Consider the following 12632-nt stretch of genomic DNA (forward strand, 5'->3'; position numbering starts at 1 on the left):
CCCCTCAGGGCCAGCGGACGGTGGGCGGCATCGAGGACAGGATCGAGTTGGTGTTGCCGCCGGTTTTGAGCCCGAAGATCGTGCCGCGGTCGTAAAGGAGATTGAACTCCACATAGCGGCCGCGCCGGATCTCCTGCTCTTCCCGGTCCGCGGGGGTCCACGGCTCGTGCATCGTCCGGCGGACGATCGTGGCATACACGTCCATGAACGTGCGGCCGATGTCCTGGGTGAAGGCGAAATCGGCGTCCCAGGTCCCGCTCGCTTGATAATCGTAGAACACGCCGCCGACGCCGCGCATCTCTCCGCCGCGATGGGGGAGGGAGAAATAATCGTCGCACCAGGCCCTGTCGCGCGGATAGTCTGCGACCGGGTGGCGAGCGTACATTTCGCGAAACGCTTCGTGGAAGAGGACCGTGTCAGGGTGGTCCTGCCCACGCCGCCGGTCGAGCATCGGGGTGAGATCCGCCCCGCCGCCGAACCAGTGGCGCGTGGTGACGACATAGCGCGTGTTGATGTGCACCGTCGGCACGTGCGGATTGCGCGGATGGGCGATCAGCGAGAGGCCGGAGGCCCAGAAGCGCGGATCCTCGTCGGCGCCAGGGATCTGTTTGCGGAAGGCTTCGGAAAAGGTGCCGTGCACCGTGGAGGTGTGGACGCCGGCCTTTTCGAACAGGCGGCCGTGCAGCATCCCCATGACCCCGCCGCCGCCTTCGCTGCCGTCGCTGCCGGTGCGGGACCATGGCTCGCGGGTGAAGCGCCCGGCCGGGTCGACACCCGACGCCTCGTCCTCGAGCGTTTCGAAAAGCGCGTGGATTTGGTCGCGGAGCGATTCGAACCAAGCGCGCGCCGTCTCCTGTTGAGCGCCGAGCGTCGCCGGGTCGGGGAGGGGGCCGCCTTTGCGGGCGTGGTCAAGGGTCATGCAAGGCCTTTGAGCTGGATCGTCGCAGAGGAGCGGAGGCCTTCGATGAGCCCGATCCCGACCGAGACGGCAAGGTTAAGGGACCGCGTGTCGGCCGCCATCGGAATGCGCACGGTGGCGCCGGCGGCGGCGTGAACGTCATCCGGGACGCCGGCGCTCTCTTGTCCAAAGAGAAGAATATCGTCGGCCTCGAAGGCGAATTCGGTGACGAATGTCGACGCCCGTGTCGTGAAGAGGACCGTTCGTCGCGTCCCGATCGCGTCTAAAAAGCTCGTCCAATTCGAATGCCGGACGAGTGTTGCGCGGGCAGCATAGTCGAGCCCAGCCCGGCGCACCGCACGGTCGGACAAATCGAAAGCGGCCGGTCCGACGATATGGACAGCCGCGTTGAAACAGCGCGCCGTCCTCAGGATCGCCGCGGTGTTTTGAGGAATATCAGGCTGGTAGAGGGCAACATCCATGTTGCGATTTTCGCAAACTGTCCACGAAGAATGAGCGACCCCCTAGGCGGCTCGCCCCCCCTTGCGCTATCAGGTTTCAGACTTTTCAAAAACCACCGCCCGTTTAGGATAGTTTGCGACAAGGTGTCTAACTGAATGTCATCTGGACACCAGCAGCGGGGGCGTGCACACCGCTACGGCACCAGCGCTAGGGGCGGACAAGGAGACAAGCGTGGCGACGACGGAGCACACTGACAACACCCATGGGACAACGCGGCGCGACTTTCTATTCATCGCGACGGGCGCTGTCGGCGCCGTCGGTGTAGCCGGGGTCGCCTGGCCGTTCATCGACCAGATGAACCCGGACGCCTCGACCCAGGCACTCGCCTCCATCGAGGTCGATATCAGCGCCCTCGCCACCGGCGAATCGATGACGGTCATGTGGCGTGGCCGCCCGATCTTCATCCGTCGCCGCACCGAGACGGAAGTGCAGGAAGCCAAGGACACGCCGCTCTCCGAGCTGCGCGATCCGGTGGCCCGCAACCCGAATCTCGGCGGCGAAGAGCCGGCGACGGACGTGAACCGTGCGGCCGAAGGGCAGGAAGATCTCCTCGTGATGATCGGCATCTGCACCCATCTCGGCTGCGTTCCGCTCGGCCAGCAGGGCGATTATGGCGGTTGGTTCTGCCCCTGCCACGGCTCCCACTATGATACCGCGGGCCGCATCCGTAAGGGCCCCGCACCGTTGAATCTCGAAATCCCGCCCTACACGTTCGCGTCGGAATCGACGCTCGTCATCGGCTGATCGGAGGAGAGCCCATGTCCGGTCACGGAAGTTCCAACTTTCAGCCCAACTCGAAAGTCGTTCGCTGGATCGATTCGCGTTTGCCGCTGTTCTCGCTCGCGAACGAGCAGGCGATCGAATTCCCGACGCCCAAGAATCTCAACTACATGTGGACGTTCGGCGCGATCCTCATGTTCATGCTCATCACCATGATGGTGTCGGGCATCGTGCTCGCGATGCATTATGCCGCGAACACGGAGCTCGCCTTCGATCGCGTCGAGCACATCATGCGTAACGTCAACTTCGGTTGGCTGATCCGCTATATCCACGCGGTCGGCGCGTCGATGTTCTTCTTCGCCGTCTATATGCACATCGCCCGCGGCATCTATTACGGCTCCTACAAGGCGCCGCGCGAGGTGCTGTGGATGCTCGGCGTGGTGATCCTGATCCTCATGATGGCGACCGCCTTCATGGGCTACGTCCTGCCCTGGGGCCAGATGTCCTTCTGGGGCGCGACGGTGATCACGAACCTCTTCTCCGCGATTCCGCTCGTCGGGCCGACGATCGTGGAGTGGCTCTGGGGCGGCTTCGCGGTCGACAATCCGACGCTGAACCGCTTCTTCGCGCTCCATTATCTCCTGCCGTTCGTGATCCTCGGCGTGGTGATCCTCCACATCTGGGCGCTGCACATTTCGGGCAACAACAACCCGACCGGCGTGTCCGTGAAGTCCTCTAAGGACACGGTGCCGTTCCACCCCTACATCACCATCAAAGACCTGTTCGCGATGGTGCTGTTCATGCTCCTCTACGCCTACTTCGTCTTCTACATCCCGAACTATCTCGGCCACCCGGACAACTACATCCAGGCCGACCCGCTGGTGACCCCGGCGCACATCGTGCCCGAATGGTATCTCCTGCCGTTCTACGCGATGCTGCGCGCCATTCCGTCCAAGCTCGGCGGCGTGGTGGTGATGTTCGCCTCGCTCCTCATCCTCTTCGTCATTCCCTGGCTCGACACCTCGCGCGTTCGCTCGGCGAAGTACCGCCCGATGTTCAAGATCGCATTCTGGGTCTGGGTGGTGGCGTGCATCGCGCTCGGTTGGCTCGGTGCGCAACCGGCCGAAGGCATCTACGTGCTCCTCGCGCGGATCGGAACGGCCTACTACTTCCTGTTCTTCCTGATCCTGATGCCCGTGATCGGCCTGTTCGAAACGCCGAAGCCCGTGCCGAACTCCATTTCCGAAGCCGTGTTGAAGGGGAAGAGCGGACTGTCCCACGAGGATGAAGCGGCTCTCCGCGGAAGTGAGAAACCCGCTGGTTCTGGTGATGTGCGCCCCGACGGGGCCCCGGCTGCGCCCAAGAAGGATTGATCGATGCTTGAGACCACGAAGATCGGGGGGGCGGTCGTCCCCCGCATCGCGCGCGCAGCATTCGGCGGTGTCCTCGCGCTGGCCCTTCTGGGCGGCGCGGCTCAGGCGGCGGGAGAAGCGCCCCATATCGAGAAGCAGGACTGGTCGTTCTCCGGCATTTTCGGCCGGTACGACCGGGCCCAGCTCCAGCGCGGCTTCAAGATCTACCGCGAGAGCTGCGGCCTGTGCCATTCGCTCGACTATATCGCGTTCCGTAACCTGACCGATCCGTCGGGCCCGGCCTTCTCCGAGGAAGCGGCCAAGCAGATCGCCAGCGAGTATACGATCACCGATATCTCGAACGAGACCGGCCAGCCGTTCGATCGCCCGGCGACGCTGACCGACCACGTGCCGTCGCCCTATCCGAACTCGACCGCGGCTGCGGCCGCGAACGGTGGCGCCGTGCCGCCGGACTTCTCGCTGATCGCCAAGGCGCGCGCCGTCCATCGCGGCTTCCCCGGCTTCATCGTCGACGCCTTCGCGAACTATGCCGAGAACGGGCCGGATTATATCCACGCCCTTCTCCTCGGCTACGAGGATCCGCCGGCGGACGTCGAGCCCGTCCCGGCCAAATTCTACAATCCGGTCTTCCTCGCGGGGAACTGGATCGCGATGCCGCCGCCCTTGCAGGACGGACAGTTCGAGTACACTGACGGCACGCCCGAGACGGTCGAGCAATACTCCACCGACATCTCCGCGTTCCTGATGTGGGCCGCCGAGCCGCATCTCGTCGAGCGCAAGGAGTTCGGCTTCCGCGCGATGATCTTCCTCGCCGTGTTCGCCCTGCTTCTCTACCTCACGAAGCGCAAACTCTGGCGCAACATCGCCCATTGATCCGAAAGGCCCACCCTCGCGGTGGGCCTTTTTCGTTGGGGGTGACGGGCGGCCAGACCCCGCGCTCGCCCCCGGTCCGGCGTCCCGCTCGGCAAAGGCGGCCGCGGTCGACCCTCGAGCGGCTGTCAGACGATTGTCAGAGTATCGGGCTATAACGGATGCGATCGCCCACTCGGCGATCACGCCGCATTGCGCCGATGCGCGCGACGGTGCACGCAGTGTGCGTCCGGTGCGTCCGGTGCGTCCGGTGCGTCCGGTGCGTCCGGTGCGTCCGGTCCGCCCGCTCCGTCCATTGCGGCGGCGCGGGTCGGGGCCAGGCATCGGGGCGCGACGCGGCGGGGGTGCCCGCCTTCGGAGCGCTCGCCGGGGCTCGTCGGTGGCGGACCGGCGATCTGTTCGTGCGCCTTGTCAGGCCCGCTCGTGCCGGCGGACCATGCGACGATCGGGGCGCGGTTCGGGGCCGCTCCGGCCCCATGAGACGATGAAGAGCGGCACAGGTCGACGTAAGGAGTGAACGCGCGTGCGGGGTGTACTCTTCCTCGTGGTCGGTCCGAGCGGGGTCGGCAAGGATACGCTGATCGATGCCGCGCGCGATCATCTGACCGGCGACCCGGACTTCCTCTTCGCCCGCCGCGTGATCACGCGCCCGGCCGACGCCGGTGGTGAAATCCACGAGGCGGTGGACGCGGCGGCGTTCGAGACCGCCGAGGCCGCCGGCGCCTTCCTCGTGTCGTGGCAGGCGCACGGCCTCTCTTACGGCATCCGCACCGATATCCTCGACGCGCTCGACGAGGGGCGGAATGTCGTCGTCAACATCTCGCGCCGGATGATCGGCGCGTTCGCCGCGCACGTTGCCAATCTCGTCGTCTTGTCCGTCACCGCTCCGCCGGAGATCGTTCGCGCCCGCCTCGAGGCGCGCGGGCGGGAGGACGCCGCCGACGTCGCCGCCCGCCTTGCCCGCACCGTCCCGATCGACGCCGGCGGGGCACGGGTCATCGAGATCCACAATGGCGGCGCGCTCGAGGAGGGGGTCGCCCGCTTCGAGGCGGCGCTCGTCGGCGCGGCGGTCCTACCGCTTGCGGTCCGCCATGCCTCGCTTCATATGCCGGGCGAGGCGCTGTGCCTCCTGCACCGCGAGGCGCGACCCGTGCGCGTCGAACGCCTCGCCGAGACGACGCTCGTCGAAGTGACCGCCGGCGCCGCCTCGGCGCGCGCCCGTCTCGTCCTCACCGACGACGATCGCCTCGTCGGCCGTCACGATATCGGCCTCAGCCCCGACGCCTTCGCGCGGCTCGGCGTGCCGGACGGGACGAAGGCCCTCGTCCAGCGCTCGCCCTCGCCGAGGAGCCGGGACGTTCTGCGCAAGAAGGTCGCCGGTGATGCGCTGAGCGCTGGCGAGATCGGCCGGGTCGTCCGCGATATCGTCGAGGGCCGCTATGCGCCCGCCGAGATCGCCGGCTTCCTCGTCGCCGCCTCCAACGCGCTCACGATCGAGGAGGTCGTCGCCCTGACGGCGGTGCGCGCGGAGTTCTTCGACCGCTTCCGCTGGGACGGCCGTATCGTCGTCGACAAGCATTCGATGGGCGGCGTGCCAGGGAGCCGGATCACGATGATCCTGGTGCCCATCGTCGCCGCTCACGGTCTCACCATCCCGAAGACCTCCTCGCGTGCGATCACCTCCGCCGCGGGGACCGCAGACGTGATGGAGTGTCTCGCCCGCGTCGATCTCTCCCCGGCCGAATTGCGCCATGTCGTCGACGCGACCAATGGGGCGATCGCCTGGAGCGGCCGGATCAGCCACAGCGCGCTCGACGACGTGATGAACGCGATCAACCGCCCCCTCGGCATCCGCTCGGCCCATCTCGACGTGTCGTCGATCCTGTCGAAGAAGCTCGCCGTCGGCTCCACCCACGTCATCGTCGACATTCCGGTCGGCCCGCACGCCAAGACGAAGACCTTGGAGGATGGGCGCGCGCTCGCCGCTCTGTTCGAGACGGTCGGGCGTGGGGTGGGGCTCGATGTGCGCGCGCTCGTGACCGACGGGCGCAGTCCGATCGGCGTCGGCGTCGGTCCGGCGCTCGAGCTCGCGGACGTCTGCGCGGTCCTCGCCGGTGCGGCGGATGCGCCGACGGCGTTGCGCGAGAAGGCGCTCGATTTCGCGGGGATCGTGCTGGAGTGGGACCCGGCCGTGCAAGCGGGGGCCGGCCGGGCGCGTGCGGCGGAACTGCTCGATTCGGGGGCGGCGCTCGACGCGTTCGAGCGGATCGCCGCTGCCCAAGGCGTGCGCGCGCCGGTGGAGCCCGGCGTCTTCTCGCGCACGATGGTGGCGCCCCGGTCCGGCCGCGTCGATGCGATCGACGGTTATGCCCTCGCCGGGCTCGCCCGCGCGGCCGGCGCACCTGGCGACAAGGGGGCCGGCGCGCGGCTCCGCGTCGCCGTGGGTGACGGGGTGGCGAAGGGCGATCCGCTCCTCGATGTCCTCGCGAGCAGCCGGACGGGGGTCGACGAACTCGGCCGGCTTCGGGTGGAGGAGGTGTTTGCGATCGGATGAGCCGCCGCCCGGACCGTCGGGGCCTCGATGCGCGGAGGCACGACGGCGCCGGGGAGCGCGCTAGCTGAAGAGCCCGACGAACACCAGCGTCAACAAAAGGTCGACCACCACGAGCCCGATCGAGAGCCCCACCGTCGTCTCGAGCGCGAGGCGCACGACGAGATAGTGGTAGCGCAACACCAGACCCATCGAGATGAGTGACAAGAGGATCGAGGTCGTCGGCCCGATCCACCCCGCACCTTGCAGGATCACGGGGATCGCGAGGATCGCCGCCGCCACCGGCGCCATCCAGTTGCGGGCCACGATGTAGCTCGTATAGGTCCGCTTCACGCCGAGCATTCCGGCGGCGAACGCCAACACGATCGGAAAGGCCACCCAGTCGAGCGCGAGCACCGGCAGGCCTTCGAGGAACATCTCGTTGAAGGGCTTGTCGACGCCCTGCGAGCGCGCCACGGCGAGGATCGTCACCGCGTTGAGCGGCAAGAGGAGGAGGATGACGGCGAACGAGCGCCAGAAGCCCTCCGCCGAGCGGTCGAGAAGGTCGAGCCCCTCGCGGCGGCCGAGGAACAGGAGCCAAGCGCCGTTCAGCGACCGCACGATCTCGGAGACCGTCAGCACCCTCGCTCCTCCGCGCCCGTCATTCCGCCAGCACGGTGTCGATGATCGCGCGATAGGTCTCGGCGAGGCGGCGCAGCTCGGACACGGGCGTGCGCTCGTTCACCTGATGGAGAAGATCGCCGACGCCACCGAATTCGAGGACCGGGCAATAATCCTTGATGAACCGCGCATCGGAGGTGCCGCCGCCGGTGTTCGGCTCCGGCGTGACGCCGGTGACGCCTTCGACCGCCTTGGTGACGGCGGCGATCAGCGCCTCGTCCCGCGTGACGAACGCGTCGCCATGGCCCGATTCCCAGGCGATGGCGACCGTGGCGGCGGGGGCGGCGGTCTCGATCCGGCGCGTCAGCTCCGATTTCAGCGAGTCTCGTGTCCAGCGATCGTTGAAGCGCACGTTGAAGCGAAGCGTCGCGGAAGCGGGGATGACGTTCCAGGCCGGGTTGCCGACATCGATCGAGACGATCTCGAGATTGGACGGGGCGAAGGGGCCCGAGCCCGCGTCGAGCGTCGCGTTGAGGGCCTGACCGATCGCGAGGAGCGCCGGCACCGGATTGTCGGCAAGCTCCTGATAGGCGACATGGCCCTGTCGCCCGCTGACCGTGACGGTCGCCGACAAGGAGCCGCGACGGCCGACTTTGATCGTGTCGCCCAGCACCTTGCGCGAGGTCGGTTCGCCGACGATGGCCGCGTCGAAACGCGTGCGGCTGTCGCACCATTCCATCAGCGCCGCGGTGCCGTTGATCGCGACCCCCTCTTCGTCGCCGGTGATGAGGAAGGAGAGGCGGCCGGAGCCGTTCGCCTCCGCCCAGTCGGTGGCGGCGGCGATCATCGCGGCGACGGCGCCTTTCATGTCCTGCGCGCCGCGTCCGTGCAGGGTGTCGCCCTCCACGATGGCGGCGAACGGGTCGTGCGACCACGCCTCGATCGGGCCGGGGGGCACCACGTCGACATGGCCGGCGAAGGCGAGATGACGGCCTTCGCCGCGGGTCGCGAAGAGATTCTCGACCGGCGGCGACCCGTCCTTCGCGAAGGTGATGCGCTCGACCGCGAACCCGGCCGCACCGAGCGCCGCCTCGACGACGTCGAAGACGGCGGGCGCGGCGGGGGTGACGCTTTCGGCGCGGATCAGGGATTGGGCGATGGGAAGCGGATCGGTCGCCATGATGTCAGGCTGGGCCTCTGGAGTTGGTCGCAGGGCCGTAACGATTGGGGCCCTTGTTCCCCGGTATCAGCCCGATCGCGAAGAAAGCGACGAAGCCCACCACGGGGATCGCGAACGCCACGGCGAGCCATCCCGTCAGGCTGCGATCGTGCAGGCGTTTCACCGCGAGCGCGATCCCGGGCCAGAACAGCACGGCCGAGACGAACGGAGCGATGGGGCTCAGCAGCAGCGCCCCCGTGTCCGGGTCGATATGGGGCAGCATAAAAGCCACCCCGACGAGCGCGCACAGGAGATTGCCGAGCCAGAAGACCTCGCGGTTCACGCGCCCGTCGACCCCGATGAGGGCCCACAGGACACTCGGCTCGCGGCCTCGTTGGCTCACGCCGTCAATCTCTCAAAAGTTCGTTGATCGAGGTCTTGAGGCGCGTCCGCTCGTCGACGCGCTTCACGATGATCGCGGCGGACAGTGCGAGGTCGTCGCTCCCGCCGCTCTTGGTCGCGATCGTGCCGGGCACGACGACGGAGAAGGGCGGCACCTCGCCGCGGAAGGTCTCGCCGGTCGCCCGGTCGATGATCTTGGTCGACGCGCCGATAAAGACGCCCATGGACAGGACGCTGCCGCGACCGATGCGAACGCCCTCGGCGACCTCGGACCGGGCGCCGATGAAGCAATCGTCCTCGATGACGACGGGCGCGGCCTGGAGCGGCTCCAGCACGCCACCGATGCCGGCGCCGCCGGAGATGTGGCAATTCTTGCCGATCTGGGCGCAGGAGCCGACCGTCGCCCACGTGTCGATCATCGTGCCCTCGTCGACATAGGCGCCGAGATTGACGAAGGACGGCATCAGGACGACGCCGGGCGCGACGAAGGCCGAGCGACGCACGATCGCGCCCGGAACCGCGCGGAAGCCGGCGCCCTCGAAATCGACCTCACCCCAACCGTCGAATTTGGAGGGCACCTTGTCCCACCAATGCGAGCCGCCGGGCCCTCCGTCGATCGCCTCCATCGGGGTGAGGCGGAAGGAGAGGAGCACGGCCTTTTTGAGCCATTCGTTCACCTGCCAGCCGTTCGGCGTCGGCTCGGCGACGCGGACCACACCGCGATCGAGAAGGCCCAGCGCCTTCTCGACGGCGTCGCGCACACGACCCGTCGTGCGCGCGGTGATGGTGGCGCGCTCCTCGAACGCGCTGTCGATGGTGGCCGCGAGGCGGTCGCGTTCGGAGGGAGAGAGCTGCATCGAAAACCTTATGACGTGACGTTCATTTTTCCTGCCTCACATAGGCGATCGAGGCGAGGAAGGATAGACGCCGCGGCCATCGGACCGACGAGGCGGACGGGCGCCGCGCGCGGTCCGACCATAGCAAGTCTCGGGGCCGATGAAACCTCAGGCTCGCGCGCGCCGCGTCGTGTGGCCCCGATCACCGCACGCGGGCGCATGCGGTCGCCGTCTTCAGCGGTCGGCGGCTGGGGGCGTTTGGAGCAAGCCGCGCATCGTCGCGCCGATCCGCTCGAGAAAGGCGGGCAGGTCATCGGTGACATATTCGACGTGCGGGGCCGACCGGCCTTCGAGCTCCCAGTCCTCCCGGAAGACCTCGCGCGTGCCCTCCGGCACCACGAGCACGGTGCGCATCCCCCGGCTGTGCGGCACCTCGAGATTGCGCGACAGATCCTCGAACATCGCGGCGCGGGCGGGGTCGATCCCGTACCGATCCCAGAAACGGGAATAGGTGTCGGCCGCGGGCTTCGGGATGAGATCGGCGGCGACGATGTCGAAGATGTCCTCGAAATGGTTGCCGACGCCGAGCCGGTCGGCGACGGCCTTGGCGTGCGCCACGGTGCCGTTGGTCATGATGAAGCGGCGGCCGGGAAGCGCCTCGATCGCGGAGGAGAGGCGCGGATCCGCATCGACCTTCGAGTGGTCGATATCGTGCACGAACTCCAAGAACCCGTCGGGCTTGATGTCGTGCTCGATCATCAATCCCCGCAAGGTCGTGCCGTAGCGACGATAATAATCCTTTTGGAGCGCGTGCGCGGCGTCCCGCTCCATGTCGAGGAGCTTGGCCACATAGTCGCCGATCCGCTGGTCGACCTGCGCGAAAAGGTTGGTGTGGGAGGGGTAGAGCGTGTTGTCGAGATCGAAGATCCACGTGTCGACCCGACCGAAGGCCGAAAGGTCGCGCGGATTGTCTCTCGGATCCTCGGAAGGGAGGGGCGTCGCGTGGCTCATCGGGAAATGCCTAAACAATGAGCCGACCGGCACGCGCTCGAGACGCTGCCGGCAATCCCGGCCCAACAGAGAAGTCCCGCAAACGCGAACACGATCGGCATGGGCCTCCCCCACTATCCCGGCCAGCCCGCGCGCGCAAGTTGTCGCGGGGGTGGCGGCGCTGGGGATGCGGACCAGCGCCGGGTCGGTCCATCGCGCCGGGGCGCCTCAGCGCTTGATCAGCGTACCCGCGCCCGCGTCGGTGAAGAGCTCCAGCAGGACGGCGTGCGGGGTCTTGCCGTTGAGGATGACGACGCCTTCGACGCCGCGTTCCAGGGCGGCGATGCAGGTCTCGACCTTCGGCACCATGCCGCCGGAGATGACGCCGGAGGCCATCAGGCGGCGCGCTTCGGCGACGGTCAGTTCCTTGATGAGGTTGCCGTCGGCGCCGAGCACCCCGTCGACGTCGGTCAGGAAGAGGAGCCGCGTCGCGCCGAGCGCGCCGGCGATGGCGCCGGCGAAGGTATCGGCGTTGATGTTGTAGGTCTCGCCGTCCGAGCCCTGGGCGACGGGCGCGATCACCGGGATGATCTCCTGGCGGGCCAGAACGTCGAGGACGTCGCGGCGGACTTCGACCGGCTCACCGACGAAGCCGAGATCGACGACCTTCTCGATATTGGAATCGGGATCGCGCGTGGTCCGCTTCAAGGGCTCGGCGAGGACCATGCGGCCGTCTTTGCCGCAGAGGCCGACGGCACGGCCGCCGGCGGCGTTGATCTTGCGGACGATCTCTTTGTTGATCGACCCGGCGAGCACCATCTCGACGATCTCGACCGTCGCCCGGTCAGTGACGCGCAGACCATCGCGAAACTCGGAGCGGATATTGAGACGCTCGAGCATGCTGCCGATCTGCGGGCCGCCGCCATGGACGACAACGGCATTGATGCCGGACAGGGTGAGTAACGTGATGTCTTCGGCGAAATCGTCGGCGAGCTCGGGGTCGCCCATCGCGTGCCCGCCATATTTCACGACGATCGTCTTGTCGTCATAGCGCAGCATGTAGGGCAGCGCGGTCGCTATGATCTCGGCCCGCAGCGGGGCGTCGGCGGTCAGATTGTCGATGGTCGTCGCGGCGGAGTCGGTCATGGCATCCAGATGGCTGGCGTTTTGCGTCAGTGTGCTATCCCGCGGATAGATAGGGCGCAAGGTTTGCGGCGCACCGCGCGGCGCGTCAGCCCTTGAGCCGCTCCGCCTCGGGGAAGGGACCGTAGCGCAGGCGGCTGCACGGCTCCTCGTCGGCCGGGACCACGAGCGATCCGGTGACGATGTTCTTCGCGTTCACCGTCACGAGGTGCGTCTCCGTTCCGGTATAACTGCCGTCCTTGGTCTTCGAATCGTAGCGGGCGCAGACGACGCGGCGCTCGTTGACGCCCTTGTCGAGGGTGATCACCGTCGACAGCTCGGCATTGCGGATGCTGAACGGGTCGTAGAGCTCGTTCCGCGCGTTCTGGATGAAGACGTGCTTCTCGGACGCGGTCGCCTCTCGCTGGGTTCCATAGGGGCCGCTTTGGCAGCCGACGAGAGCGAGCGGGAGTGCGATGAAGAGGAGATGACGCAGCAACATTCGATCCTCGATGATGCTGCATCTCTTCGCACCGAACGCCCGGGCGCGGAAGACGGCCCGCGTCAAATCTTGGCCGTTGTTGCCCGC

General features: G+C 67.4%; 13 protein-coding genes. 4 read left to right on the forward strand and 9 right to left on the reverse strand.

What is annotated here, in order from left to right:
- Window positions 1-4 precede the first annotated feature (4 nt).
- Both hemF and L1787_RS02345 read right to left on the reverse strand, forming a co-directional pair.
- A complete protein-coding gene (gene hemF, locus L1787_RS02340) occupies window positions 5-919 on the reverse strand; it encodes an oxygen-dependent coproporphyrinogen oxidase (protein WP_235706873.1) in 915 nt (304 codons plus the stop codon).
- Window positions 916-1380, reverse strand: a complete 465-nt coding sequence (locus tag L1787_RS02345) for a tRNA (cytidine(34)-2'-O)-methyltransferase (RefSeq protein ID WP_235706874.1) — start codon at window positions 1378-1380, stop codon at window positions 916-918. The genes hemF and L1787_RS02345 overlap by 4 nt, the downstream gene beginning before the upstream one ends.
- 211 nt (window positions 1381-1591) lie before the next feature.
- On the opposite strand from L1787_RS02345, the gene petA reads away from it, so the two are divergent.
- The 4 genes from petA to phnN all read left to right on the forward strand — a co-directional run bounded on the left by petA (window position 1592) and on the right by phnN (window position 6937).
- On the forward strand, window positions 1592-2164 hold the full coding sequence (gene petA, locus L1787_RS02350) for a ubiquinol-cytochrome c reductase iron-sulfur subunit (protein ID WP_235706875.1): 573 nt from the start codon (window positions 1592-1594) through the stop codon (window positions 2162-2164).
- Between the two features lie 14 nt (window positions 2165-2178).
- Complete coding sequence (locus L1787_RS02355; RefSeq protein ID WP_235706876.1) at window positions 2179-3513, forward strand: cytochrome b; 1335 nt, start codon at window positions 2179-2181, stop codon at window positions 3511-3513.
- Between the two features lie 3 nt (window positions 3514-3516).
- Window positions 3517-4386 carry a cytochrome c1 gene (locus L1787_RS02360; protein ID WP_235706877.1) on the forward strand — a complete coding sequence of 290 codons (870 nt, stop codon included), beginning with the start codon at window positions 3517-3519 and terminating at the stop codon, window positions 4384-4386.
- Between the two features lie 520 nt (window positions 4387-4906).
- Window positions 4907-6937 (forward strand): phosphonate metabolism protein/1,5-bisphosphokinase (PRPP-forming) PhnN, encoded by a 2031-nt coding sequence (phnN, locus tag L1787_RS02365; RefSeq protein ID WP_235706878.1) that lies wholly within the window; start codon window positions 4907-4909, stop codon window positions 6935-6937.
- Between the two features lie 60 nt (window positions 6938-6997).
- Here the strand turns inward: phnN and L1787_RS02370 are convergent, their stop codons facing one another.
- The 7 genes from L1787_RS02370 to L1787_RS02400 form a co-directional block, all read right to left on the reverse strand.
- A complete protein-coding gene (locus L1787_RS02370; protein WP_235706879.1) occupies window positions 6998-7555 on the reverse strand; it encodes a hypothetical protein in 558 nt (185 codons plus the stop codon).
- 19 nt (window positions 7556-7574) lie between these two features.
- The gene (gene dapE / locus L1787_RS02375; protein ID WP_235707151.1) at window positions 7575-8717 is read right to left on the reverse strand and encodes a succinyl-diaminopimelate desuccinylase; all 1143 of its coding nucleotides are present in this window, start codon (window positions 8715-8717) and stop codon (window positions 7575-7577) included.
- A 1-nt stretch (window position 8718) separates the two neighbouring features.
- A complete protein-coding gene (locus tag L1787_RS02380; RefSeq protein ID WP_235706880.1) occupies window positions 8719-9096 on the reverse strand; it encodes a DUF805 domain-containing protein in 378 nt (125 codons plus the stop codon).
- Between the two features lie 4 nt (window positions 9097-9100).
- A complete protein-coding gene (dapD, locus tag L1787_RS02385; RefSeq protein WP_235706881.1) occupies window positions 9101-9952 on the reverse strand; it encodes a 2,3,4,5-tetrahydropyridine-2,6-dicarboxylate N-succinyltransferase in 852 nt (283 codons plus the stop codon).
- Between the two features lie 213 nt (window positions 9953-10165).
- Window positions 10166-10942 (reverse strand): pyrimidine 5'-nucleotidase, encoded by a 777-nt coding sequence (locus L1787_RS02390; RefSeq protein WP_235706882.1) that lies wholly within the window; start codon window positions 10940-10942, stop codon window positions 10166-10168.
- 207 nt (window positions 10943-11149) lie between these two features.
- Complete coding sequence (argB, locus tag L1787_RS02395; protein ID WP_235706883.1) at window positions 11150-12067, reverse strand: acetylglutamate kinase; 918 nt, start codon at window positions 12065-12067, stop codon at window positions 11150-11152.
- An 85-nt stretch (window positions 12068-12152) separates the two neighbouring features.
- Window positions 12153-12545: a hypothetical protein gene (locus L1787_RS02400; protein ID WP_235706884.1), complete on the reverse strand. Its 393-nt coding sequence runs from the start codon at window positions 12543-12545 to the stop codon at window positions 12153-12155.
- Window positions 12546-12632: the final 87 nt, after the last annotated feature.

Source organism: Acuticoccus kalidii (assembly GCF_021556395.1).
GTDB lineage: Bacteria > Pseudomonadota > Alphaproteobacteria > Rhizobiales > Amorphaceae > Acuticoccus > Acuticoccus kalidii.